This window comes from Tenacibaculum sp. Bg11-29 (genome assembly GCF_002836595.1).
Classification (GTDB): Bacteria; Bacteroidota; Bacteroidia; order Flavobacteriales; family Flavobacteriaceae; genus Polaribacter.
This window is the reverse complement of the sequence record NZ_PJBB01000003.1, coordinates 1,154,400-1,179,947: the sequence shown is the minus strand read 5'-3', so window position 1 is coordinate 1,179,947 and position 25,548 is coordinate 1,154,400. Positions and strand designations below refer to the sequence as shown.

23 protein-coding genes are annotated in these 25,548 nt (G+C 30.9%); 17 read left to right on the top strand and 6 right to left on the bottom strand.

Translation table 11 applies throughout. The annotated features are described in order from the left end of the window. Positions 1–54: 54 nt before the first annotated feature. From CXF68_RS05295 to CXF68_RS05240, 11 genes are all read left to right on the top strand, one after another. Complete coding sequence (locus tag CXF68_RS05295) at positions 55–870, top strand: purine-nucleoside phosphorylase (protein ID WP_101043308.1); 816 nt, start codon at positions 55–57, stop codon at positions 868–870. Beyond that, positions 870–1,292 (top strand): DoxX family membrane protein, encoded by a 423-nt coding sequence (locus CXF68_RS05290; protein ID WP_101043307.1) that lies wholly within the window; start codon positions 870–872, stop codon positions 1,290–1,292. The genes CXF68_RS05295 and CXF68_RS05290 overlap by 1 nt, the downstream gene beginning before the upstream one ends. A 3-nt stretch (positions 1,293–1,295) precedes the next feature. Beyond that, positions 1,296–2,264, top strand: coding sequence for an arsenosugar biosynthesis arsenite methyltransferase ArsM (gene arsM, locus CXF68_RS05285; RefSeq protein WP_101043306.1), 969 nt, complete (start codon positions 1,296–1,298; stop codon positions 2,262–2,264). A 323-nt stretch (positions 2,265–2,587) separates the two neighbouring features. Beyond that, on the top strand, positions 2,588–4,246 hold the full coding sequence (locus CXF68_RS05280) for an erythromycin esterase family protein (RefSeq protein ID WP_157821859.1): 1,659 nt from the start codon (positions 2,588–2,590) through the stop codon (positions 4,244–4,246). A gap of 501 nt (positions 4,247–4,747) precedes the next feature. Then, on the top strand, positions 4,748–6,202 hold the full coding sequence (locus CXF68_RS05275; protein ID WP_101043304.1) for an NAD(P)/FAD-dependent oxidoreductase: 1,455 nt from the start codon (positions 4,748–4,750) through the stop codon (positions 6,200–6,202). Positions 6,203–6,232: 30 nt separating this feature from the next. Continuing rightward, a complete protein-coding gene (locus tag CXF68_RS05270) occupies positions 6,233–8,434 on the top strand; it encodes a transglycosylase domain-containing protein (RefSeq protein ID WP_101043303.1) in 2,202 nt (733 codons plus the stop codon). A gap of 66 nt (positions 8,435–8,500) precedes the next feature. Continuing rightward, positions 8,501–9,064: a Crp/Fnr family transcriptional regulator gene (locus CXF68_RS05265; protein ID WP_101043302.1), complete on the top strand. Its 564-nt coding sequence runs from the start codon at positions 8,501–8,503 to the stop codon at positions 9,062–9,064. A 109-nt stretch (positions 9,065–9,173) separates the two neighbouring features. Then, positions 9,174–9,596, top strand: coding sequence for a DoxX family protein (locus CXF68_RS05260; protein WP_101043301.1), 423 nt, complete (start codon positions 9,174–9,176; stop codon positions 9,594–9,596). Positions 9,597–10,027: 431 nt separating this feature from the next. Further along, positions 10,028–10,345 carry a hypothetical protein gene (locus CXF68_RS05250; RefSeq protein WP_157821858.1) on the top strand — a complete coding sequence of 106 codons (318 nt, stop codon included), beginning with the start codon at positions 10,028–10,030 and terminating at the stop codon, positions 10,343–10,345. Positions 10,346–10,386: 41 nt separating this feature from the next. After that, on the top strand, positions 10,387–10,590 hold the full coding sequence (locus CXF68_RS05245; RefSeq protein ID WP_101043299.1) for a hypothetical protein: 204 nt from the start codon (positions 10,387–10,389) through the stop codon (positions 10,588–10,590). Positions 10,591–10,896: 306 nt separating this feature from the next. Further along, the gene (locus CXF68_RS05240) at positions 10,897–11,529 is read left to right on the top strand and encodes a hypothetical protein (protein ID WP_101043298.1); all 633 of its coding nucleotides are present in this window, start codon (positions 10,897–10,899) and stop codon (positions 11,527–11,529) included. A gap of 460 nt (positions 11,530–11,989) precedes the next feature. Here the strand turns inward: CXF68_RS05240 and radA are convergent, their stop codons facing one another. From radA to panC, 4 genes are all read right to left on the bottom strand, one after another. Further along, a complete protein-coding gene (gene radA / locus CXF68_RS05235; protein ID WP_101043297.1) occupies positions 11,990–13,351 on the bottom strand; it encodes a DNA repair protein RadA in 1,362 nt (453 codons plus the stop codon). Positions 13,352–13,527: 176 nt separating this feature from the next. Then, the gene (locus CXF68_RS05230) at positions 13,528–14,475 is read right to left on the bottom strand and encodes a lysylphosphatidylglycerol synthase transmembrane domain-containing protein (protein WP_101043296.1); all 948 of its coding nucleotides are present in this window, start codon (positions 14,473–14,475) and stop codon (positions 13,528–13,530) included. Between the two features lie 6 nt (positions 14,476–14,481). Continuing rightward, complete coding sequence (gene panD / locus CXF68_RS05225; protein WP_028888691.1) at positions 14,482–14,832, bottom strand: aspartate 1-decarboxylase; 351 nt, start codon at positions 14,830–14,832, stop codon at positions 14,482–14,484. A 50-nt stretch (positions 14,833–14,882) separates the two neighbouring features. Then, on the bottom strand, positions 14,883–15,728 hold the full coding sequence (gene panC / locus CXF68_RS05220; RefSeq protein ID WP_101043295.1) for a pantoate--beta-alanine ligase: 846 nt from the start codon (positions 15,726–15,728) through the stop codon (positions 14,883–14,885). Between the two features lie 96 nt (positions 15,729–15,824). Here panC and CXF68_RS05215 point away from each other — a divergent pair, with 96 nt between their 5' ends. The 3 genes from CXF68_RS05215 to glmS are packed head-to-tail and all read left to right on the top strand — an operon-like array spanning position 15,825 to position 20,106. After that, positions 15,825–16,643: a glycogen/starch synthase gene (locus tag CXF68_RS05215; protein ID WP_101043294.1), complete on the top strand. Its 819-nt coding sequence runs from the start codon at positions 15,825–15,827 to the stop codon at positions 16,641–16,643. Between the two features lie 7 nt (positions 16,644–16,650). Beyond that, positions 16,651–18,240, top strand: coding sequence for a DUF4270 family protein (locus CXF68_RS05210; protein ID WP_101043293.1), 1,590 nt, complete (start codon positions 16,651–16,653; stop codon positions 18,238–18,240). 9 nt (positions 18,241–18,249) lie between these two features. Continuing rightward, positions 18,250–20,106 (top strand): glutamine--fructose-6-phosphate transaminase (isomerizing), encoded by a 1,857-nt coding sequence (gene glmS, locus CXF68_RS05205; RefSeq protein WP_101043292.1) that lies wholly within the window; start codon positions 18,250–18,252, stop codon positions 20,104–20,106. Positions 20,107–20,170: 64 nt separating this feature from the next. On the opposite strand, the gene CXF68_RS05200 is transcribed toward glmS, so the two are convergent. Both CXF68_RS05200 and gdhA read right to left on the bottom strand, forming a co-directional pair. Next, positions 20,171–21,127 carry an endonuclease/exonuclease/phosphatase family protein gene (locus CXF68_RS05200; RefSeq protein ID WP_101043291.1) on the bottom strand — a complete coding sequence of 319 codons (957 nt, stop codon included), beginning with the start codon at positions 21,125–21,127 and terminating at the stop codon, positions 20,171–20,173. A gap of 83 nt (positions 21,128–21,210) precedes the next feature. After that, on the bottom strand, positions 21,211–22,554 hold the full coding sequence (gene gdhA / locus CXF68_RS05195; protein ID WP_101043290.1) for an NADP-specific glutamate dehydrogenase: 1,344 nt from the start codon (positions 22,552–22,554) through the stop codon (positions 21,211–21,213). A 225-nt stretch (positions 22,555–22,779) separates the two neighbouring features. Between gdhA and pheS the strand changes: the two genes are divergently transcribed. From pheS to CXF68_RS05180, 3 genes are all read left to right on the top strand, one after another. After that, on the top strand, positions 22,780–23,799 hold the full coding sequence (pheS, locus tag CXF68_RS05190; RefSeq protein WP_101043289.1) for a phenylalanine--tRNA ligase subunit alpha: 1,020 nt from the start codon (positions 22,780–22,782) through the stop codon (positions 23,797–23,799). Between the two features lie 69 nt (positions 23,800–23,868). Beyond that, positions 23,869–24,264 (top strand): hypothetical protein, encoded by a 396-nt coding sequence (locus CXF68_RS05185; protein WP_101043288.1) that lies wholly within the window; start codon positions 23,869–23,871, stop codon positions 24,262–24,264. 145 nt (positions 24,265–24,409) lie between these two features. Then, positions 24,410–25,528 carry an SDR family oxidoreductase gene (locus tag CXF68_RS05180; protein WP_232771613.1) on the top strand — a complete coding sequence of 373 codons (1,119 nt, stop codon included), beginning with the start codon at positions 24,410–24,412 and terminating at the stop codon, positions 25,526–25,528. Positions 25,529–25,548 lie beyond the last annotated feature (20 nt).

Genomic DNA, 25,548 nt, shown 5'->3' with positions numbered 1-25,548 from the left:
GAGCGCAGTCGAGAGGTTATACTATAGATCTCGACTGCGCTCGACCAGACAAAAATGAAAAAACAACAATTACAAGAAACTACAGATTTTCTTAAATCAAACGGAATTACAAATCCACAAATAGGAATTGTATTAGGAACTGGCTTAGGTAAATTGGTTAACGAGATTGAAATAGAAAAAGAAATAGCATATGCTGATATCCCTAATTTTCCACAAGCAACTGTAGAGTTTCATTCAGGGAAATTAATTTACGGAACATTATCAGGTAAAAAGGTTATTGTAATGTCTGGTCGTTTTCATGTTTATGAAGGGTATAACCTTTGGGAAGTTACTTACGGAATTAGAACCATGCATAATTTAGGTATCTCTACCCTATTAATTTCTAATGCTGCTGGTGCAATTAATTTATCTTATAAAAAAGGAGATTTAATGTTACTTGAAGATCATTTGAATTTACAAGGTGGTTCGCCTTTAGCTTTTAAAGGAGCAAATGACTTTGGAAATATATTTGCTGACATGCTAGAACCTTATTCTAAAAAAATAAATACTTTTTTGAAAGATATAGCACAACAAAACGACATACAGTTACATGAAGGTATGTATGCAAGTGTTGTTGGTCCGCAATTAGAAACTAGAGCAGAATATAGAATGCTTCAAATATTAGAAGCTGATGCTGTTGGTATGAGTACGGTACCAGAAGTTATCGTTGCAAAACAATTAAATTTATCGTGTGCTGCAATCTCTGTATTAACAGATGAATGTGACCCAAAAAATTTACATCCTGTAGATATTGCCGAAATAATAGCTGTCGCCGGAAAAGCAGAGCCCAAGATGATTATATTATTTAAAGAATTAATAAAACAATTATAGTGCAAAAAAATCAACAAGTAGCTGTATTAATAATGCGATTATTATTAGGGTTTGTATTCTTTTTTCAAGGATTTGGAAAAGTATTTAAATTCGGGTTAGAGAACGTATATAAAAACTTTTTTCTAAGTAGTTATTCAGATTTATTACCCGATTTTCTATTATTAATCACAGCATATTATACTTCGTTAATTGAACTAATTGCAGGTTTATTATTAATTATTGGTTTAAAAACAAATTACGCATTATATGCTTTAGCTTCCGTTTTAGTTATTGTTACTATAGGGCACGGACTAAAAGAACCTATCTGGGATTTATCGCATGTAATGTACAGAACAGCTCTTTTAATACCATTACTATTATTACCAAGAAATTTAGACATTTATTCTATTGATAATCTAATCCGTAGAAAATTAAAAAAGTAAAACATGAGTTATTTAGAAACTACACATAACGTATACAAAGAAGCAGCTTTAACACCAGATGTTGGCTTATGTTGTACCACGAATCCTATTTGGGAATTACCAGGTTTAAAAATTCCGAAAATCATGCAAGAAATGAACTACGGTTGTGGTTCTACAGTACATGCACGTGATTTAACCAACAATCCTAAAATGTTATACGTAGGTGTTGGTGGTGGAATGGAATTATTACAATTCGCTTATTTCAACAGAAATAAAAGTGGTGTAATAGGTTTAGATGTAGTTGATGAAATGCTAGAAGCATCTCGCAAAAACTTTAAAGTTGCTGAAGAACAAAATGATTGGTTTAAAAGCGATTTTGTTGATTTACGTAAAGGTGATGCAATGGCGTTGCCTGTTGAAGACAACTCGATTGATGTAGCCGCTCAAAACTGTTTATTTAATATTTTTAAATCTGATGATTTAAAGAAAGCAATTGCTGAGATGTATCGCGTCTTAAAACCTCACGGTAAATTAGTAATGAGCGATCCTACTTGTGAACAACCAATGAATGATGAATTACGTAACGACGAACGTTTACGTGCTTTGTGTTTAAGCGGAAGTTTATCGATTGCTGATTATGTAAAAGCTTTGACTGATGCTGGTTTCGGAACTATAGAAATTAGAGCTAGAAAGCCTTACAGGATTTTAGACCCTAAGAATTACCCTACTGATGAATTGATTTACATAGAATCAATTGAAGTTGCAGCAATTAAAGATCCTATGCCGGCAGATGGTCCTTGTATATTTACAGGTAAAGCTGCTATTTATTATGGTGATGAAGATTATTTTGATGATGGTGAAGGGCATACTTTGTTAAAAAATCAGCCTTTGGCTATTTGTGATAAAACTGCGGCTGCTTTAAAAGCGCTTGGTAGAGATGATATTTTCTTTTCTGAATCTACCTATCATTATGATGGTGGTGGATGTTGCTAAGAATAAGTAAAGCTAGAAATAATGAACCCTCACAAAATGTGAGGGTTTTTTATTGAGTAGATTTAGCTTGATTATTAATTTGTTTACTGGTGATATGACAAATTGCAATTCTATATATAAATAAAATTGGGAATAATTTAAGAAATCAGCATAAAAATTCTTTGTTAATTATATTTTTTTGTTAAGAAATAAAATTATTGGGCAAAATAAAATTAATTAGACTTTCTTGTTGGCAAAAAAACATGAGAAACATTTCGCTAATAACATTTTTACTAATTTCAAATTTAATTTTTAGTCAAAATACTCAGCCAGTTTGCCAACCCATGTTCAATTCTAACTTGTTTAGTTTTGAAGGCGAAGAATTAGACGATTCAGACCCTCATTTAGTGTTCCGGAAAGATAAAAACTATCAAATAAACTTCGATTCATCAGAGTTTATGAACGGTAATAGAAGTATTTGTATAAAAGGTTTAAGTCAAACTACTACTCACGCAAAAATATCTATATACATACCTATTAAAATTAAAAGAAAATCAAAAATAGAATTGTCTGCTTGGGTAAAAACAGATTCAATACGTGGCAAAAACTCTGGAACCATATTACAATTATTAGGGTACGGAAATAATAGAAACGCAATTCCTACCGTATTTAAATTTAGTGGTGATATTCTGAAAGGAAGTAGAGATTGGACTAAAATGTCACTTTCAACTATTTTAAAAGAAGATGAACATTTGATTGCTTTAAATATATTGATGCAAGGAAAAGGAAAGGCTTGGTTTGATAATTTTGAATTAAAAATAAATGGAGAAAAGATAAATGACATTCTATTTTTTAAAGATACCGAAGGAGAAAATCAAATTAGGGAAATTTTAAAAAAGTATATATTTCCTATAAATATTAAAAATTCAATACAGATTTCTGATTTTATCTATACTCAAAAAAACAACGTTAGGGTAATAGGTTTAGGGGAAGCTACCCATGGAACAAAAGAAATTTATGAATATAAGGCAGAAATAATTAAATCATTAATAAAAAATAATGGAGTAAGGAAAATTGCTTTAGAGGCTCGTTATGCAAACGCTGAAAGCTTAAATACTTATGTGCTAACAGGAAAAGGAAATTTAAAAAAAGCAATCTCAGAAACAGGTTTTTGGCTATATAATACTGTTGAGTTTAAAAACTTACTAATATGGTTAAAAAAATATAATAAGAAGACAAAGGATAAAATTTCAATTATTGGAATCGATTCACAACCACATGGAATTTCATTAAAAAGGCTAACTAAAAAATTGAAAGACGAAGCTTCTTATTCAAAGCTATTACGCAAATTAAATAGTGATTCTACAAAAATTCCTCAGAAAATTACTATTTCTAATGCTTTATTTCAAAAACTGTTGAAATCTAATCAAAACAAAAATGTTTTAATGAATGCAAGAGAATTGTCTCAATCGTATTTTTTAGAGAAATATATAGGTAATTTAAAATATAATAGGTTTCGTGACAGTTTAATGGCGGTAAATATTGAGCATCTAGAGAAGAAATCACCTTCAAATGAAAAAATTATTTATTGGGCTCATGATAATCACATCCAAAAAAAGTCAGGTTGGGCTGGTGATTTTTTAAATAAGAAGTTAAAAGATAGTTATGTTAACATCGGTTTTCTTTTAGGAGAAGGAAAATATAATGCAGTTAATCTTGAAAATAGAAAACTCAATACCGATAATTATTTAACATCAGTTAATTGTAATTCATTAGAGAATTTAATTAGCACATATAATGGCCGTGATCTTTTGTTTAATTATAATTCCGCATCAAAGGATCTTTATTTAATGAATAATTTATTTAATAAGTATTTAGTAAAGAGATCGATTGGGGCAGGTGCTTCGACCTATCAATTTAATCTTTTAAGTAATAATGAAGAAAATTCATTTGACCTTCTAGTTTATATTGAGAATTCAAGTCCATCACAATTCCTTAAATAAATTAAACTCGTTTTTCAAACAAGTAAGTAACAAAAATACCTCTTTAGTTTAAAATATTCAAAAAGGATAAAATATGATAAACCTTTTTGTTATTCATTTTATAAACAAGAGAGAAACGAAAAATTATTGTCATCATCCTGTATAATTAATTCGTTTTATAACCTAATGAAAATATTAAAAAAAATACACTTATCATTTCGATGGTGGTGGGTGTTGCTAAGGGGAAATTTAAATACCGTTTCGAGTTATCAAGCTATTTCCAAATGACTTTATAATACTAAACCTTCACAAAATGTGAAGGTTTTTTTATTGAATAAATATAACTTGATTTTTTATCCAATTTCTAATAACTTCGCTAACCATTAAAACGAATCAATCTTAAGCATAAAGCAGTCTAAATCTCGTTATCAATAAAGAGATTATCCATCGTTTTCAAATAAAAACAAATTCATTCTCAACTAACAAAATTCTTCTCATTAACTAAAGAAACAAGTAAAAAAAATGAAAAATAAAAAGACTTGTTGGTCCGTTTGTGAAGAGTGTAAAGGAGAGGGTAAAAAAAAGCTAAAAGCTAGTAAAAAAGCCAGACTACGTTACAAAATAGCCTTAGAAAAATACGAAGCATCAGATAAAGGAGAAGAAGCTCCTACTCCACCGAAACCTAAAGGAGGAATATCTCCCTGTAGTATTTGTTTAGGATCGGGGTTAATTCCTACAGATAATAATCCTATTGCTGATACCGAAAATTATCCGCATATTGCTATTATTGGTGGAGGAATAGGTGGCGTTGCTTTAGCTGTAGCTTGTTTACATCGTAAAATACCCTTTACGCTTTATGAGCGAGATAGTAATTTTAATACAAGGTCTCAAGGTTACGGGTTAACACTTCAGCAAGCAAGTAAAGCTATTCAGGGTTTTGGTATTACTTCATTAAAAGAAGGGCTTGTTTCAACAAAACATGTTGTGCACAAAACAAATGGAGAAATTATTGGCGAATGGGGCGCTAAAAAATGGTTAGCAACCGACATAAAAAAGAGCACAAAACGCACAAACGTACATATATCACGACAATCTTTACGTTTAGAGCTACTTGAGCAACTTAATGATTCTAATGCAGTGCATTGGAATCACCAATTAATAGATTTTAAAGAATCTGAAAACGATGGTGTTCAACTTAATTTTAACGTAAATGGTGCAATAAAAAATGTAAAAGCAGATCTTGTAGTAGGAGCTGATGGTATTCGCAGCACCATGCGAAAAATATTAATTAGCGAAAAGAAAACGCCATTACGCTACTTAGGCTGTATTGTAATATTAGGTATTTGTCCTTTAAAAGATTTAGAAGACCTTAATAGTCCGCTATTAGATTCGTCTACCGTATTTCAAACAGCAAATGGTATTGAACGAATTTACATGATGCCTTATGATAAGGATACCATAATGTGGCAACTTAGTTTTCCCATGCCCGAAAACGACGCTATAAAATTAAGTAAAGAAGGTAGACAGGCGCTTAAAGAAGAAGCATGCCGTAGAACGCAATGGCACCATCCAATTCCTCAGATTTTAGCAGCAACTCACGAATCCAAAATTTCGGGCTACCCAGTTTACGATAGAGAATTACTTACCCCTGATTTATTAGAAAAAAGAAAACAAATAACACTTATTGGAGATGCAGCACACCCTATGAGTCCGTTTAAAGGTCAGGGAGCAAATCAGGCACTACTAGATGCGTTATCGTTAGCGCGAGAAATATTTGAAAAATGTGGACCTTTGTCTAAATGGAAAGAGGTTGGAATACGAAAAAGTGTATTAACAGCGTTTGAACTTGAAATGTTAACACGTAGTGCTTCTAAAGTAAAAGGCTCTGCTGCTGCTGCGGACTTCTTACATTCAGAAATTGTGCTTCAAAAAGGGAATAAAACAAGAGGAAGCTTTTTAAAAGAAAAAAAGGCGTAATAATAATTAAATCTGTAATTTTTTAGCTTAATGGATACATTTAAAAAAACGAACCATCAGTTTAAAGGTAAGAGAGTTTTAATTCGGCTGTTTAAATATATAGTAAGCCTTATTCTTTTTGCTTGCTTCTTAGTACTCACTTTATTTTCGTTAATCTATTTTAATGTGTTTGGTAATTTACCTAATAAAGAAAAATTATCGGCTGTATTTAACGAAGAGGCTTCTTTAATTTATTCTTCTGACACTATTATTATTGGAAAAATATTTGTTGAAAATCGAACGAATATTAAACTCAAACAAATTCCTAGCTACCTAAAACAGGCCTTAATTGCTACAGAAGACAAGCGTTTTTATGATCATAATGGTTACGATGGACAAAGTTATGCGCGCGTTTTCTTTAAAAGTATTCTAATGAGAGATGCTTCTGGTGGTGGCGGAAGTACCATTACCCAACAATTAATTAAAAATCTTTACGGAAGACAGTATCATGGTTTTTTAAGCATGCCAATTAATAAGATTAAAGAACTTATTATTGCTAGTAAAATGGAGCGCTTATACACAAAAGATGAAATACTACAATTGTATTTTAACTCAGTTCCTTTTGGAGAAAATATTTTTGGAATAGAATCTGCTGCCAATCGTTATTTTAATAAATCTGTTAATAAATTAAAGACTGAAGAGTCTGCTGTTCTTGTTGGGATACTAAAAGCGAACACTTATTACAACCCTCGGTTGAATCCTGAAAATGCTAAAAAACGTCGTAATACGGTCTTGCAATTAATGAATAACGAATCGTATTTAAGTAATAAGGTTACTGATAGTTTGCAAAAACTACCAATTATACTCAATTACAAAAATCTTGATATGAATGCATCCGCAGGTTATTTTACACATCAAGTAAAGAAAAAGGCTATAGAAATCATAAAAATTATTAATAACGCAACCAACAGTTCGTATAGTTTAGAAAACGATGGTTTAAAAATATACACGACACTAAATTACGATATTCAAAAAATCGCAGAAAAATCAGCAAAAAACCAACTTATTATTAAACAAAAGCAGCTTAATAATGAATTAGCTTCAAATAGTTTAAAAAGAAAATGGTTAAAAAAGCAACTGCAAAAATCACCTTTATCAAAAAAAGACAAACAAAACAGGGCTTTTAACCTATTTGATCATGATAGTACCAAAACGATTACTGGTACCACGATTGATAGTCTTTGGCATTATACAAAAATGTTGAATGCTTCTGTGTTGGTTACCAACCCTAAAAATGGGGCCGTGATTAGTTGGGTTGGTGGAAATAATTTTAATACGCTTCCTTTTGACATGGTGTTATCGCATCGCCAAATAGCTTCTGCCTTTAAACCTTTTTTATATGTTACTGCTTTAGAAAACGGAATCTCACCTTGTAAATATCTCGAAAACGAAGAGAAAACATACGAGGAATTTGGAGATTGGAAGCCACAAAATGCAGATCATAAATCTACTCCTGATAATAAAGTTGCTTTATGGTACGCTTTAATTAAATCGATGAACATACCTAGTGTTAATCTTTATTTTAAATTAGAAAAAGAGTTACTAGCCAATTCATGTGAAAAACTAAAGTTCCCTAAAACACTAGACAATACTCCTTCGGTTGCTTTAGGAACGCTTGATTTATCGTTACTTGAAGCAACAAGAGCCTATGGTTCTTTTGCTAATAATGGTGAAATGAACGATTTGTATATGATACGTAAGATTACCGATAAAAAAGGTACTATTATTTATGAAAGTAAAGAACAAGAAGCTGAAAGAGTGTTTAAAGAGGAAACTACTAAAACACTTACTGCCATTTTACAGCAAGCGGTTGAACAAGGAACTGGCGCCAAAATAAGAAGCGTTTATAATATTAAAAGTCAATTAGCTAGTAAAACAGGTACCGCACAAAATTATACAGATGCTTGGTTTCTTGCCTATACTCCCAATATTGTTTTAGGTACTTGGGTTGGTACTTCTAAAAATTCGGTACATTTTAGTAGCGGAAAAGGTGCTGGATCATCATTAGCATTGCCTATTGTAGCGAATATTCTTAAAGAGATAGAAAAAGATGCAGAATTAAGAAAAAAATATTTAACTTCTTTTGACATTTCTGAAGAGATATATTCCTCTATTAAATGTACTCCTTATAGGGAAAAAGGAATTAAAGGTTTTTTTAAGAGACTTTTTAAAAAGAAGAAAAAAAAGAACTGATTTTCACTATTGAATAAAGATTTTTAATTGAAATTCAGCACATCAAGAAAGCCACCTATAATTAAAATGAAACACCCTTTAAAACAACACATCGAAGAAATAATTGAACTAACTGACAAAGAATTTTCTTTTATTTTAAGTCATTTTAAAACAATTAACAAACGTAAACATCAGTACTTATTACAAGAAGGAGAAATTGCTGACAAAGAGTATTGGATAGTAAAAGGCTGTATAAAAAGTTATTTTTTTGATGAAGGAGGCAAAGAACATATTTTACAATTTGGAATGGAGCATTGGTGGATTACAGATTATGAGTCTTTTGTAAAACAATCAAAATCTAAAATTAATATAGATTGCTTGGAAGATTCTGAAGTTTTATACATAACATTCGAAGACAGAGAAAAACTTACTAAAGAAATGCACAAAATGGAACGCTTTTGGGCAAAGAAAAGTAAGCTTGGTAGAATAGCGCTTCAAAATAGAATCTTATCTTTATTAAAAAATTCTTCGAAAGAACGATATGAATTACTTCTCGAACAATATCCAAAACTTTTTCAAAGAGTGCCTAAAAAATTAATAGCTTCTTATCTAGGTGTTAGTCGAGAAACTCTAAGTCGATTAAATTCCTAAGAGCTCTTAATAACGTGACATTCATCACAAATTTATAGTGATAATTATCCTGTTTATTCGATTGCCTTTTTTTGACTTTTGTATCAAAATAATTTAAAAACTAAATGATATGAATATCTTAAAAAAAATTAATAAAAAAGAGACTGCGCTGCTATTACAAAGAGTCAGTATCGGCGGACTTATTCTATTTCACGGAATTGCAAATTTAACCACCAATTATTCATTCATTAAAAGCTTACTGAGTAGTATCGGAATTCCAGAATTTATTGCATACTCTGTTTTTATAGGAGAAATAATTGCTCCAATACTTATAATTATAGGTTGGAAAACAAGGTTAGCAAGTTTTGTTCTAGCTTTTAACATGTTAATCGCTATTTTAATGGCACATTCTGGAGATATTTTTGCTTTAAATAAGTTTGGAGGTTGGGCAATTGAACTACAAGGTCTATATCTATTTGGTGCCATTGTAATTTACTTATCAGGAGCTGGTAAATACGCTTTATCAAATAGTACATTAATAAACTCTAAGTAAATAATATAGCAAAGGCTTCTTCTATTTCACTAAGTAAAATTAGCTTTATAGAAGAATTTTGCTTGTTATGTTTCAAAATTATATATCCTAAATTTTCTATTGCTAAAAATATATTTAGAACTACCAAAAACAAAAAAAATAGGCAAACAAAGTCGCAAAAATTTCTTCAATTTCACCAACTAAGAGCAATTTAATAGTGTGATTTTTTGAAGATATCTTATTATACTTTGAAGCCACCAAGGTTTTATACCCTAATTTTTCAGCCTCCAGAATACGTTGATCGATTTTAGAAACTGGTCGTATTTAATCCCAAATAAACTACCCCAAATCCTTATAAGAAACCAACAATTTATTTTTCACTGAATTCAGGGTAAAAAAGTCATCTAGAAAATATGATATTTGTTGGAGACAAAATTATATGTAGAATAAATATGTTACTAAAAAAATTATCTACGCTAGAGGAATTAGAATTAACCAATGCTTTTATAGCTTATTTTAAACCATGGGCATTAACCCCTTCATGCATTAAAATATTAAATAAAATATCTACTAAAATTGTTGAAATTAAGTATGAAGATAACCTAAAGATCTATTTTAAAAATGAAGATGAAGACAAAGTCGCTATAACTTTTGGGGCATCTTACAAAGGAGATTTTCATAACAATTCCTTCACAATACCAAAATCTTATAAGACGGTAGTTCAAATGCACAATCCATATTATTTGAAGATGACGTACCCGATTACATAGATTTTTATGGTTCAGACGAAGGAGCTCCTTCGTCTGAGTTTATGTTAGAGGAGCTTGATGGTGATGAAGAAATACATCAAGGATTTTGTAATACTGGTCAAAATTGGATAATTTGGGATCATCAACGAAAAAATGCTTTAGGAGAACCCATAATTATAATAACTGACCATGGTTTAACAGTTGGAGATAATGATGATTTTCCAGAACAAAATGAAATTTCTTTCGGAACAGGAGGGCTTTTATAAGATTGATGAGTGAGTTTATTTTTAACGATACCGATTATGGCTGGGGATAAAATAAATCTACTATCACTAAATTTAAACCAGAATGTTTAGTTTAAAAAACATTTGTTTATAAAAACAAATCGAGTTCAAAAAAACATCTCACCAAAATTATAATCTATTCGGTTTCGAATTGAGCTAAATAAAACATCATTTGTTTTCTTCGTACTCCAAATAACCAACCACCCTTTTTTTAAAATAAATATAAAACCCAATAAACATAACTCAAAACTATCATATAATAGATTGAGTTACAAATAAAACAATTACATGAATAAATTAAGTACACAGGAAGTTGAATTTTTAAAAAATCATTTTAAAACATGGCTTTTAACAGAAACATGTGAAGAAACATTCAACCATATTTTAGAAAAAATAGTTTCCTATAGAATATTAGAGAATGAAGAAGAAATTATGGATAATACTTGGGAAAAAGGTTCCTTATCTATTAAATTACTAAATGAAAGCTCGACTGGAGAAGCAAAAATAGTACGCGCCCTATTTGCGCCTTCCGAAAGACCAGATACAAAAGATGTTATAGAATCACGACATAGTAGGTTACTACTTGTTGATGAGGAATATGATTTAGAAAGACTACACTACCCGTCTTATATGTATGAACATTTTACAGAAGACGAAGAAAACACCGATCGTTTTTTAGAATTTTGTGATTTAGGTCAAAACTGTGTGGTAATAGATACCGAAAGCTTAAACTCTTTAAAAGAACCGAAAATATGTTTCTTTAGTCATGGTAGTGCTTTAGAAGACTCTGATGAATACTCAGGGCAGGATGAAAACTCATATAATGAAGGAGGTTTTATTTTCCGTGTTTTAGCCTACTTTTTATATTCTGATGAAAATTCAGAAAGACATGAATTATATAGTGAATTTAACTGTGGTTAATTTCCCGCACCAAAATTCAAAAAAGAAAACAATAAAACGTTAAATAGATAAATTAAACACCTCTAGTGATTATAGCGTTACAACAGATGTGGATAAACACTAGAGGTAATTAAAACATAGCACCCAAGTTTCAGGATAAAATAGTTTTATTAAATTTGACTGCACCTAAGTAGAAAGAGAATGCCGCTAAATTAGGATTATTATAATGATTCATATTTAATCAAAAAAACATTACCTATTTAACGTAAGTTCTATATAAAAAATCTCCGTTTATAAATTGTTATTTCGAGTGGCTTTCCTTATAAATTATATAATTTAAAAACGAAAAATACTGTTCTCGATACTAAATTCTTTCAGAATTTCACTCGAACTGACACCTTTTTCTTACATCGAACTCACCTTATTTACAAAGTCGGAAAATGGAAATAATCACAAACTTTTATTAACTAAAATATAAAATCTAGGCAAATAGCGTAGCAAAAGCTTCTTCAATTTTACCAACTAAAAGTAATTTAATAGTGTGATTTTTCGAAGATATCTTATTATACTTTGAAGCCACCAAGGTTTTATACCCTAATTTTTCAGCCTCTAGAATACGTTGATCTATTTTAGAAACTGGTCGTATTTCACCAGCCAAACCAACTTCGGCAGCAAAACAAACATTTGGGTTTATTGCCATATCTTGATTTGATGATAAAATTGCAGCAACAACAGCCAGGTCAATCGCTGGGTCATCAACATGAATTCCACCCGTAACATTTAAAAACACATCTTTTGCTCCTAATTTAAAACCTGCTCTTTTTTCTAAAACTGCCAAAATCATGTGTAACCTTTTTAGGTTATACCCAGTCGTAGATCGTTGTGGAGTACCATACACAGCGGTACTTACCAACGCTTGAATTTCTATCATTAACGGACGAACGCCTTCTAAAGTTGATGCAATTGCGGTTCCGCTTAAATCTGCATCTTTTTTAGAAATTAATATTTCTGACGGATTCGATACTTCTCGTAAACCACTTGATAGCATTTCGTAAATTCCTAATTCAGCAGTAGATCCAAATCTGTTTTTCTGCGAACGTAAAATTCTATAAGCATGGTTTCTGTCTCCTTCAAATTGTAAAACCACATCAACCATGTGTTCTAAAATCTTTGGCCCTGCAATATGTCCATCTTTATTAATATGCCCGATTAATAAAACGGGAGTTCCTGTTTCTTTCGCAAATTTTATTAATTCAGCTGAAGTTTCACGTATTTGAGAAACACTCCCTGGAGATGCTTCAATAGAATTTGTATGTAATGTTTGAATAGAGTCAATGACCAAAACATCTGGCTGAACTTCTTCTATATGTTTAAAAATTTGCTGCGTATTTGTTTCGGTAAGAATCAAACAATTCGAATTACTTGCCTCTAAGCGTTCGGCACGCATTTTAATTTGCGACTGACTTTCTTCCCCTGAAACATACAGTACTTTTTGGGGAATATTTAAAGCAATTTGTAGTAATAATGTTGATTTACCTATTCCTGGCTCTCCTCCTAATAAAACGACAGCTCCTTTTACAATACCACCTCCTAAGACGGTATCTAATTCGTTATTTTTTGTTTCAACACGTTCTTCAGGGTTTAATAGAATATCCTGTACTTTTAAAGGTTTTGAAACTCTTTTTTTAACATTTTCTGGAGTTTTCCAAGTTCTTTTTTCTTCTTTCTGAATTACTTCTTCAACAATAGTATTCCATTCTTTACATGTATTACATTGCCCACTCCATTGTGCATGTTGTGCCCCGCAGTTTTGACAGAAAAAAGTAGTCTTGGTTTTAGCCATTTAATTTTGATTTTAAAGTACCAAAGTTAACTGGATACTTTTCTTTTAAATATTCTCTTACAAAAAGTACACTCTAACTAAAATTCACTAGATAGGTTGCATTAGCGATTGAGTGGTTTGTTTGGGTGTTTTTTATTTTTTCTAAAAAAAAGCAAAATCTGCAAGGCAACGTCCGACTAGTTTTTGTTTTTGTTGTAAATCGGCAATAGCAAAAATGCTAATCCACCAAAAACAACAATCATAACGGTTTGTGAAGCCCACATGACACTTCCAAAGGCAACTGCTATTTTTTCGTCAACAGAAAAAAGAGTTAATGCGGCTCCTACAGCTGCAGGATAAGCTCCTAAACCTCCATTAGTTGCTGCAATGGCAAAACCTCCTGCTATAAAACCGACTAAAATCCCACCAAAAGGAATCGATAATCCTTCAATAGAAGGGACAGTAGCCCAAAACATAGCTATATACATTGCCCAAATAAAAACAGTATGAAATATAAATGACCATTTGTGTTTCATTTTGAAAATACTAGTCACTCCTTCTGATAAGCTTAAAATGAAATTTTTAATTTTCAAACCAAAACCTGATTTTGCCTTCTTTACGTATAATGTAAAAAAAACAAAACCTAATACAAGAACTATTAGAATTACTCCGATTTTTATTGGGTTTACTTTTTGAACTAATAATTCATAAATAAAATCAAACTGAACAAAAAGGGTAACAGTTATAATAGAAAGCATCATAACTAAATCCGCTATGCGCTCTGCGACAATAGTTCCAAATCCTTTTTCAAAAGGAATTTCCTCATAGTTTGTCATTACTGTTGCTCTTGAAACCTCCCCTGCTCTAGGAATTGCTAGATTTACAAAATAGCCAACTAAAACAGCTAATACGGAGTTAACGAACTTAGGTTCATAACCCATTGGTTCTAATAAATATTTCCAACGATAAGCACGAGATAAATGACTTAAAACACCAAAAAACAACCCTAAAGCTATCCACCAATAATTCGCCTCTTTAAAATACCCAATTAATTCCTCTAAAGGAATTATAGATAATGAATACCAAACTAAAAAACCTCCCAAAGCGAGAGGTAATATAATTTTTAAAACTTTTTTTAAATCCACTTTTTTTTAATTAAGTAAATTAGTTTCTTCATTAGGAAAAACTAATTGTGGTTTAAATTTCTTAGCTTCTTCCAACTCTAAAAAACCATATACAATTAAAATTAACACATCTCCTTTAGCTACTTTTCTAGCGGCAGCACCATTTAAGGTAATCTCTCCGCTTTTTCGTGGCCCTGGAATTGCATATGTTTCTAAACGCTCTCCGTTATTGTTATTCACAATTTGAACACGTTCTCCTTCTATAATCCCTGCAGCATCCATTAAATCTTCATCTATGGTAATGCTTCCTATATAATTTAAATCGGCACCCGTAACTTTTACGCGATGGATTTTTGACTTTACTACTTGTACTAACATTGGGCTAAAATAGTTGTTTTTGGATGAATAGTAATTTGTTTTAACTTAATTTATTTCAATCTTATATTATCTATCAAACGAATCTCACCCGCAAAAACAGCTATAAATGCGCGGTATTTCTCGTTTGATTCTTTTTTATTAATTGTTTTTAATGTTTTTTCATCTGCAATTGTAAAATACTCCAATTCTAATAATGGATGTTTTTTAAACTTTTTATTCACCCATTTAACCACTTCTTCTGCGCTTTTAATGTTAAATTTTTTCTTAGCTTTTTTAAGCGTTTTATATATAAACGGAGCTGCATTTCTGTACTCTTTTGTTAAACGAGTGTTTCGAGAACTCATAGCTAAACCATCATCTTCTCTATAAATATCGCATCCTTTAATTTTTATTGGTAGGTCGTGTTTTTCTACCATTTTTTTTATGATTTGTAATTGTTGAAAATCTTTTTTCCCGAAATAAGCATTATTTGGCATTACTATTTCAAAAAATGCTTTCACAATGGTTCCTACCCCATTAAAATGACCATCTCGAAACTTACCTTCCATTTGATGCTCTAAACCATCAAAATTGAAGCTATCGGCTGCTACTTCTTTATTATATATTTCTTCTACTGATGGAAAAAACAGCGCATCACAATTTACACTTTCCAGTAATTTAACATCATTTTCGAATGTTTTGGGGTATTTTCCTAAATCTTCTTTACTATCAAACTGAGTAGGATTCACGAAAATACTTACTACTGTAAAATCGTTTTTTTTCTTTGCCCTTTTAACAAGCGACAAATGCCCTTCGTGCAAGGCTCCCATAGTAGGTACAAATCCTATTGTTTTTTTTGTCTTTTTTATCTTTGATAAAAATTCTTTTAATTCTGATTTAGTTTTATAAATTTTCATTCTATTATAGTTGGAATACTTGCAAAATTAGCAATTTAACACCATTTTAGCATAAATTTTCGTATTTTTGCATCTTCAATAAAAGAGACAGATTTAATGAAGGATAAGAGAATATTATATGTTTCATCAGAGGTAACACCTTATTTACCTGAAACAGAATTATCGTCTACTGCATTTAATGTTGCTAAAAACGCACATTCTAAAGGAGTTCAAACCCGTATTTTTATGCCTCGTTATGGTGTGATTAATGAACGTAGGCATCAATTACATGAGGTAATACGTTTATCAGGTATGAACTTAATAATTAATGACATGGATATGCCATTAATTATTAAAGTTGCTTCTATTCCTAAGGAAAGAATGCAAGTGTATTTCATTGACAATGAAGAGTATTTTAAGCGTAAAGCTGTATATTCTGATGAAGATGATACGCTATTTAGTGATAACGATGAACGTATGATTTTCTTTGCAAAAGGTGTTGTTGAAACTGTAAAAAAATTAAATTGGGCGCCAGATATTATTCATGTTCATGGATGGATGGCCTCTTTACTTCCTTTATATTTAAGAGAATTTTATAAGGAAGAACCATTGTTTGCCGAAAGCAAGATTGTAACTTCGCTTTACAGTAATAATTTCGAAGGTGAATTAAATAGTGAGCTAGCAAACAAAGTTCGTTTTGACAAGATTGATGCGTCAAAAATAGCTACTATAGAAATACCAAACCAAATTAACATATTAAAAAGTGCCATTGAAAACTCAGATGCTATTGTGAAAGGTAGTGAAGTTTTACCCGATGAAATCAATGCTTTTATTGATGAAACATCTGCTAAAGTTTTAGAGTTTCAATCAGAAGAGGTTTTAACTGAAGCCTATTTAGAATTTTATAAAGAAAACGTTTTAGAAATAAGCGAATAATTAAGAAATGATTAGAAAAATTGGTGTTTTAGGTATTAGCCTGCTATGTTTTGCGGCTATCGTATCATGTGAAAAAGATTTTAATAATATTGGAAACAGCGTTGTTGACAATACAAAATTCGAAACGGGAGAGATTCTATTAGATGTAGAAATAACTCCTATTAATATCGAAAGCGTTAGAGCTGATAATATTACATTAGGTAATAGTGCGCAATATTGGCTAGGTGGTTATAAAAGTGGGAACTATAAAACAATACAATCTTCTATTGTTAGTCAGTTAGGTTTATTAGGAAGTCTTAAAACTGAAGATGTAAAAGCTGCTACTGAAGATGGTCAGATCGACTCTTTTTATGTTTTAGATAAAGTAGTTCTTAAAATACCATACACAGCAACAAACACAGGTAAAGAAAGTGACGGTAAACCTAAATTTAGATTAGATTCTATATTAGGTAATACAGCTATTGCTACTTCTTTAAAAATATATAAGAACGGAACCTATCTAAACTCTTTAGATCCTACTAATCCAACAAAAAGCAACAGCTTTGAATCTAATTACGATTATTATTCTCAAATTTCAGATCCTATTAACGACCTTTTGAATGAGGATGCTAATTTTTCTTTTAAACCTAGCCCTGTAGACACAATGTTAGTATTAACCAGGAATATTAGTAATGGTAATACATATAAAGATACGGTTAGGCTTGCTAACAAAGCCCCTTTCTTAACCGTTCCTTTAGATATGGCAAAAATGAAAGCACTTTTCTGGGATGAGTTTAAAAATGATCAATTTAAAACAGCCGAAGCTTTTAACACTTACTTTAAAGGAGTCATTCTTAAAACCGAAGGTACTGACGGAGCTATGGTTCCAATTAGTTTATTAGGTACTAGTACTTCTGTTAGTATAGATTTTCACTATACTATTACCACTTTCGAAAGAAAGGCTGGTGAGTCTGCTTTAGTTTTAAAAGACACATTACCTAGCACCTATTCATTTCCATTATCTGGTGTAAGAAACAGTATTTACGCAACATCCGCAGCCACTACAGTAACTCCTGCAGACAATTTTGTACTTCAAGGAACAGCTGGCACAATGGCTAATGTTAAAATTATAGACGACACAAAACTACAAGAATTGAAGGCTAATAATTGGTTAATTAACGATGCTTCTTTAACTTTTTATGTTAACCAAACTATCAATACCGATAAAAACATTCTTCCTCAGAAATTACTACTATACCAAAACAAAGACAATGGTAGTGCAGGTGTAACTCCTACACAAATTTCTGATTCTTACAACGAAACTACTACTTTTGGAGGTAGTTTAGGATTATCTGAAGACGATAAACCTGAAAAATATAACTTTAGAATTACAGATTATCTTTCTGATTTATTAGACGGCACAACAAGTGATATCTTACCGTTAATTTTAAAAGTATACAATGATCCTACTGATAACGCAATAAAAAACAATGCACTTGACATAAATGTTAGGACTTATAATTGGAATCCAAGAGGAGTTACTTTATTAAACGGAAATGAAACTGCAAATGGAGTAAAAAGAGCTGTGTTAAAAGTATCATATTCAAAAGAAAAATAAGAAATTACTATGTGTGGAATAACAGGATATATAGGGAATAGAGACGCCTACCCTATTGTTATAAACGGATTGAAACGTTTGGAATATAGAGGTTATGATAGCGCTGGGATAATGATGTATGACGGAGAAAAAATACATTTATCTAAAACCAAAGGAAAGGTTTCTGATTTAGAAATCATCACCAACAAAGAAGAAAAAAGAAAAAAAGGAAATATTGGAATTGGGCATACCCGCTGGGCAACTCATGGTGTACCAAATGACACAAATTCTCATCCACATGTTTCTGAATCTGGAAATTTAGTTATTGTTCATAATGGTATTATTGAAAATTATGATACTTTAAAAAAAGAATTAATTTCTAGAGGTTACACTTTTAAAAGTGATACAGACACAGAAGTATTGATTAACCTTATTGAAGAAGTTAAAAAAAATGAGAATTGTAAATTAGGAAAAGCTGTTCAATTAGCACTTACAAATGTTATTGGAGCATATGCTATTGCTGTTTTTGATAAAAAGAAACCTAACGAATTAATTGTAGCTCGTTTAGGAAGCCCTATTGCAATAGGTGTTGGAAAAAACAATGAAGAGTTTTTTGTTGCTTCTGATGCATCTCCTTTTATTGAATATACAAAAGATGCTATTTACCTAGAAGATGGTGAACTAGCTATTATAAAAAAAGGTAAAGAAATAAAAGTTCGTAAAATTGAAAACGATAAAGAAATTGACACTAATATTCAAGAACTTCAATTAAGCTTAGATCAAATTGAAAAAGGTGGATATGATCATTTCATGTTAAAAGAAATTTACGAGCAACCAAAAGCTATTATAGATACTTATAGAGGAAGAATGCTACCAGACGAAGGTATTATTCGTATGGCTGGTATTGACGATAATCTTTCTAAATTCACAAATGCAAATAGAATTATTATAGTTGCTTGTGGTACTTCATGGCATGCAGGTTTAGTTGGTGAATATCTTTTTGAGGATATGGCTCGCATACCTGTTGAAGTAGAATACGCTTCTGAGTTTAGATACCGCAATCCGATTATTAACGAAAACGATGTAGTTATTGCTATTTCTCAATCTGGAGAAACAGCTGATACATTAGCAGCTATTAAATTAGCAAAATCAAAAGGAGCATTTGTTTTTGGTGTTTGTAATGTTGTTGGTTCATCTATTGCTAGAGAAACTCATGCTGGTGCATACACACACGCTGGACCTGAAATTGGAGTCGCTTCAACAAAAGCATTTACAACACAAATAACAGTACTTTCTTTAATTGCATTAAAACTTGCTAAAGAGAAAGGAACATTGTCTAAATCTGCTGTAAACTCTTACTTACATACATTACAACAAATTCCTGCTCAAGTAGAAAAACTATTAGAAGCCGATTCACAGATTAAAAAAATAGCTGAAGTTTATAAAGATTCTAAAAACTGTTTATATTTAGGTCGAGGTTTTAATTTTCCTGTAGCATTAGAAGGAGCTTTAAAACTTAAAGAAATTTCATATATTCATGCAGAAGGATACCCTGCTGCTGAAATGAAACATGGACCTATTGCTTTAATTGATGAAAATATGCCAATTTTTGTAATAGCGACTAATAAAGGCCATTATGAAAAAGTTGTTAGTAACATTCAAGAAATAAAATCTAGAAGTGGTAAAATTATTGCCATTGTAACTGAAGGAGATACAACAGTGAAAGAAATCGCAGATCATGTAATTGAAATTCCTGATACTGATGAAGCTTTCACTCCGTTATTAACGACAATACCTTTTCAGTTATTATCATACCATATAGCTGTGTTATTAGAAAAGAATGTAGACCAACCTAGAAACTTAGCAAAGTCGGTAACTGTTGAATAAAAAACTCCTATTATAAAATAAAAAACTCCCGAGATAAGATCTCGGGAGTTTTTTATTTCCAATTTTATCTTTTTTCAAAAGTAAGATATACTGGGAAATGATCTGAATAACCTCCTTGATACCATGGACCTATATAAGTTCTGAAAGGGCTATCTTTAAACTTCCCTTTATAAAACTGCAACCAATCTTTCTTAAAAATAGTTGCTTTTAAAAAAGTATGTATACTTTTTTCAGTGTCAAAAAAATCTCTAGAAAATATAATCTGGTCAAACAAGTGCCATTCTTTATAATAAGTTGAAGTCCCTTCCCCTTTCTCAAATAAAGATTTCATAGGGTTATACAAATCATCAATAACTAAAAAGTCTTTTACACTTTCACTTGTAGGGTCATCATTAAAATCACCCATTACAACAAATTTTGCATTTTCTTCTTTGGCTTTTATATCACTAATTACATGCTGCACCTGCTTAGCTGCTTTTATACGCTTCTCTTTTGTTTCTTCATCTCCATCTCTTCTTGATGGCCAGTGATTCACTAAAACATGTATTAATTCTCCATTTAACTTTCCTTTTACTACTAATAAATCACGAGTATAATCCACCTCCCCTTCATCATCTGTTAAATACAAAGAATGTGTATCAGTAGAAATTACTTCAAAAAAATCTTTATTATACATTAATGCTACATCAATACCTCTTTCATCAGGTGAATCATAATGAACATAACTATAATTAAATTTTGATAAATTTTTATGACGCGTTAAATCCTTTACTACTTTAGCATTTTCCACCTCAACTAACCCTACTAAAGCTGGAGGAAAGGCTGATTTATTCTTTCCAATTTGACTAATTACAGATGTTATTTTTTTTATTTTATGGTGATATTTTGTTGTGTTCCATTTAAGCTTACCTGATGGTGTATAATCATCATCCGCAGTTAATGCGTTATTTACTATATCAAATAAATTTTCAACATTATAAAAAGCAACAGTAAAAGTATTTTTCCTTTTTGATCTAGACATTCAATAAATTTTACCCGAAAATACGGAATAAAAAAACACGCTATAGATATAGCGTGTTTTAAATATTTATAAAAAAGAAATTCTTAAACAACTCCTTGATCTAACATTGCATCAGCAACTTTTACGAAGCCAGCAACATTTGCTCCTTTTACGTAATCTACAAAACCATCAGCTTGTGTACCATACTCAACACAAGAAGCGTGAATATCGTTCATAATAGCTTTTAATTTAGAGTCAACCTCTTCTCTTGTCCAGTTGTAACGTAAAGAGTTCTGACTCATTTCTAAACCTGATGTTGCAACTCCACCAGCATTTGAAGCTTTTCCTGGTGCAAATAATATTTTTGCAGCTACAAATACTTCAACAGCTTCTGGTGTAGAAGGCATGTTTGCTCCTTCAGCAACACAAATACACCCATTTGCTACTAATACTTTAGCCTCTTCACCGTTTAACTCATTTTGAGTAGCACAAGGCAAAGCAACATCACAAGTTACAGACCAAGGTCTTTCACCTGCAAAGAATTTTGCATTTGGATATTTCTCTACATATTCACTAACTCTACCTCTACGAACATTTTTAATCTCCATAACGAAAGCTAACTTTTCAGCATTTATTCCGTCAGCATCATAAATATACCCCGAAGAATCAGATAAAGTAACCACTTTAGCTCCTAGTTCAGTCGCTTTTTCAGTAGCATACTGTGCAACATTTCCAGAACCAGAAACAACTACAGTTTTACCTTTAAAAGAATCACCTTTTGTTTTTAACATGTTTTCAGCAAAATAAACATCACCGTAACCTGTAGCTTCTGGTCTAATTAAAGAACCACCCCAAGATGCTCCTTTACCAGTTAAAACACCAACAAACTCGTTACGTAATTTTTTATACTGTCCGAACATAAATCCAATTTCTCTTCCTCCAACACCAATATCTCCAGCAGGAATATCTGTATTAGCTCCAATATGACGGAATAACTCAGACATAAAAGCTTGACAAAAAGCCATTACTTCTCTGTCAGTCTTTCCTTTTGGATTGAAATCAGAACCTCCTTTTCCTCCACCCATTGGTAAAGTTGTTAAAGAGTTTTTGAATACTTGTTCAAATCCTAAGAATTTTAAGATAGATAAATTTACAGATGGGTGGAAACGTAAACCTCCTTTATATGGCCCAATTGCTGAATTAAACTCAACTCTGTATCCTCTATTTACTTGCGTTTCACCTTTATCGTCTACCCAAGCAACTCTAAACATTAAAGTTCTTTCTGGCTCAACCATTCTTTCTAACAATTTCTTCCCTTGATATTTAGGATTGTTTTCAATAAATGGAATTACTGTTTCAGCAACTTCATGTACAGCTTGCAAAAATTCAGGTTCATTAGAATTACGTTGTTTCACGTAATCGATAAAAGCATTTATTTTAGATTCCATAATTTTAATTATGTTGTATGTATGATTTAAACAATTTTGTTACGCAAATATAATTAATTTCCAATTTGTGAAATTTAAAAAAATAGAATATTTACCTATTTTTTTTATTTTCTCAATCGTTTTCGCTCATTTCACCTTAATATGTCAAGAACTCTTCTAAAAAGCAACACACATTTTCATTAAAAAAGCATAAATTTGCAACCTAATTATTCCGAAAAAATTAAGATGTTAGATAAAGTAAAAGAACTGATTGGTGATGTAAAGGCTTTTAAAGCAACTTCTAAAGAAGAAGTTGAGGCTTTCAGAATAAAATATTTAGGAAGTAAAGGATTATTAAAAGATCTATTTGCAGAGTTTAAAAATGTTGATGCAGCAATGCGTAAAGATTTTGGACAAGCTTTAAACAACCTAAAAAAATCTGCAGAAGGAAAAGTTACAGAGTTAACTGAAACTTTAGAAGGCTCAATAGAACATAAGAATTTTTATGGAGATTTAACACGTCCGTCAGAACCAATTAACTTAGGTTCTCGTCATCCAATATCATTGGTTAAAAATCAAATTATTGAGGTTTTTAATAGAATTGGATTTACAGTTTCTGAAGGTCCAGAAATTGAAGATGACTGGCATAACTTTACGGCATTAAACTTACCAGAATATCATCCGGCAAGAGACATGCAGGATACTTTTTTTATTGATAAAAACCCTGATACCCTATTAAGAACACATACCTCATCGGTACAAGTTCGTTATATGGAAAACAATACGCCACCGATTAGAACAATTTCTCCTGGTCGTGTTTTTAGAAATGAAGATATTTCTTCTAGAGCACATTGTATTTTTCATCAGGTTGAAGGTTTATATATAGATACTGATGTTTCGTTTGCTGATTTAAAGCAAACATTGTTATATTTTACAAAAGAAATGTTCGGTAAATCTAAAATTCGTTTGCGACCTTCTTATTTCCCATTTACTGAGCCTAGTGCCGAAGTAGATATTTATTGGGGATTAGAAACAGAAACTGATTATAGAATTACCAAAGGAACAGGTTGGTTAGAAATTATGGGATGCGGAATGGTAGACCCAAATGTATTAAAAAATGCAAATATCGATCCTACTAAATATTCTGGATATGCATTCGGAATGGGAATTGAGCGTATTGCCATGTTATTATATCAAATTCCAGATATTAGAATGTTTTATGAAAATGACAAACGTTTCTTAGAGCAATTTAAGTCAGTTATTTAATTCAAAAAAAATAGAACAAAAGACGAAAGAATTAAAAAACTTTCGTCTTTCTTTTTAAAAAAATTTTCAATGAAAAAAGACATTCATATACCAGGAGTTACTAATGTAGAAATAGCAATCGTTTTAGAAAAAAACGAAATTGATAATACTGATGAATGGGGTGTATATATTATCAATAAAAAAGAAGTTAATTTAGAAATGGTTGTTATTGTTTCTCAAGGTTTTTCAGAAACAAAGAAAACTTCTTTATTTAGAAGGAAAATTGATTTATTACCTGCTAATTCGTTTTCTAAATTTGAAATAATGCAACCTGAATTATTTGCTCTAGACAATCAATTTCAGGTTACTTTTTTTGAAAACAATGTATTACATGATAAAACATTTATTTTTCAAGAGGGTACCATTCAAGAAGGTTTTTTTAGAGACATTGACATTCTGAATAAAAAAGGAGTGGTTTGTAAGTAATTATCTAAAAACACAAAAACAACGTTTAAAAAAGAAGTACTACTTTTACACTGTAATAATTAATGCTTTTCTACACAATTGTTACTGTATTTCTTCCTAAAGCAAACCCATACCGCTAATCAAAAAAGATTAATTATATATTGAAATGGAACAAAATCAAATAAATGTTATTCTTACTGGTACAACTGGAACCTTAGGTTCTCAGGTTTTTTATGAATTATTACAACAAGATAATATTAAACATATATTTCTTCCTGTAAGAGAAAAAAATGGAAAATCAGCATTACAAAGAATTCAAAACATATTGAATAATGATGCTACTCCAACATTTATTTCAGAAAATAAAGATTTAATTTCTCAGAAAATAAAAGTTTTAGATATGGTTGCTTTCTTTAAACCAGCAACTTTTTTATCAAAAAAAGAAACTAATTTTTTCATTCATTCTGCAGGAAGTGTAAATTTATCTACTGATGAATCGCAACGTGATATAATTTTTACAGGTGTTTATCAATTTACAAAAGATGTTTTTAATGCATTTTCTTCTTACATCACAAAATTCACTTATATAAGTACCGCATTTAGTATTGGTAATATTGGCGGGTTAATTGATAATGATTATCACACTACAAAAAAACCTAAATACCGTAATTTTTACGAAGAAGCAAAACACACTACCGAAAAGTATTTATTAAAAAAGGGAAAAGAAAATAACATTGCCATTCAAATATTAAGACCTAGTGTTTTAGGGGGTAATATTTTTAAAAACTCTCCTTATTTTATTTCTAATTACATGGTTTATTATCTTTTAGGTAAGTTTTTCTATAAAAACCCATTGGCAAATACCTCTATTAGACTTGCAGCAAACTTTAAAACAGGTTTAAATATTATTCCTGTAGATTATGTTGCCAAAATAATAGCCAACGTATATCAAAAACAAATAGTACAACTTAACATTGTGCATTCTAAGAGTACAAACATTGTAAAAGGAATGGGAAGAATTTTAAAAGCGGTGGAATTCAATAATTTTACTATTTTAAATTCATCAACAGGAGGTGCGCTCTTAAAAGGTAAAAACAGATTAGAAAGTATTTACTACAAAACTATTGGTTTGCATTTAAACCAATACCTAACTTCCGAGCCTTATGAGTACGATACAAGCTTATTAGAATCAATACTACCAATACCAAAATACAATACCGAAGACTATTTAGAAAACACGATTAGTTACGCTAAATCAAAAAAATTTAAAGGAGAAGATTGGTAAGCCTAAAATTAAAAAAGAAG

Bases quoted from the DNA above. Each gene is read 5' to 3' on its own strand.
- CXF68_RS05295 (WP_101043308.1), top strand. From the start codon at position 55: ATGAAAAAACAACAATTACAAGAAACTACAGATTTTCTTAAATCAAAC.
- arsM (WP_101043306.1), top strand. From the start codon at position 1,296: ATGAGTTATTTAGAAACTACACATAACGTATACAAAGAAGCAGCTTTA.
- CXF68_RS05280 (WP_157821859.1), top strand. From the start codon at position 2,588: ATGTTCAATTCTAACTTGTTTAGTTTTGAAGGCGAAGAATTAGACGAT.
- CXF68_RS05275 (WP_101043304.1), top strand. From the start codon at position 4,748: ATGAAAAATAAAAAGACTTGTTGGTCCGTTTGTGAAGAGTGTAAAGGA.
- CXF68_RS05270 (WP_101043303.1), top strand. From the start codon at position 6,233: ATGGATACATTTAAAAAAACGAACCATCAGTTTAAAGGTAAGAGAGTT.
- CXF68_RS05265 (WP_101043302.1), top strand. From the start codon at position 8,501: ATGAAACACCCTTTAAAACAACACATCGAAGAAATAATTGAACTAACT.
- CXF68_RS05260 (WP_101043301.1), top strand. From the start codon at position 9,174: ATGAATATCTTAAAAAAAATTAATAAAAAAGAGACTGCGCTGCTATTA.
- CXF68_RS05250 (WP_157821858.1), top strand. From the start codon at position 10,028: ATGTTACTAAAAAAATTATCTACGCTAGAGGAATTAGAATTAACCAAT.
- CXF68_RS05245 (WP_101043299.1), top strand. From the start codon at position 10,387: ATGTTAGAGGAGCTTGATGGTGATGAAGAAATACATCAAGGATTTTGT.
- CXF68_RS05240 (WP_101043298.1), top strand. From the start codon at position 10,897: ATGAATAAATTAAGTACACAGGAAGTTGAATTTTTAAAAAATCATTTT.
- radA (WP_101043297.1), bottom strand. From the start codon at position 13,351: ATGGCTAAAACCAAGACTACTTTTTTCTGTCAAAACTGCGGGGCACAA.
- panD (WP_028888691.1), bottom strand. From the start codon at position 14,832: ATGTTAGTACAAGTAGTAAAGTCAAAAATCCATCGCGTAAAAGTTACG.
- panC (WP_101043295.1), bottom strand. From the start codon at position 15,728: ATGAAAATTTATAAAACTAAATCAGAATTAAAAGAATTTTTATCAAAG.
- CXF68_RS05215 (WP_101043294.1), top strand. From the start codon at position 15,825: ATGAAGGATAAGAGAATATTATATGTTTCATCAGAGGTAACACCTTAT.
- CXF68_RS05210 (WP_101043293.1), top strand. From the start codon at position 16,651: ATGATTAGAAAAATTGGTGTTTTAGGTATTAGCCTGCTATGTTTTGCG.
- glmS (WP_101043292.1), top strand. From the start codon at position 18,250: ATGTGTGGAATAACAGGATATATAGGGAATAGAGACGCCTACCCTATT.
- CXF68_RS05200 (WP_101043291.1), bottom strand. From the start codon at position 21,127: ATGTCTAGATCAAAAAGGAAAAATACTTTTACTGTTGCTTTTTATAAT.
- gdhA (WP_101043290.1), bottom strand. From the start codon at position 22,554: ATGGAATCTAAAATAAATGCTTTTATCGATTACGTGAAACAACGTAAT.
- pheS (WP_101043289.1), top strand. From the start codon at position 22,780: ATGTTAGATAAAGTAAAAGAACTGATTGGTGATGTAAAGGCTTTTAAA.
- CXF68_RS05185 (WP_101043288.1), top strand. From the start codon at position 23,869: ATGAAAAAAGACATTCATATACCAGGAGTTACTAATGTAGAAATAGCA.
- CXF68_RS05180 (WP_232771613.1), top strand. From the start codon at position 24,410: ATGGAACAAAATCAAATAAATGTTATTCTTACTGGTACAACTGGAACC.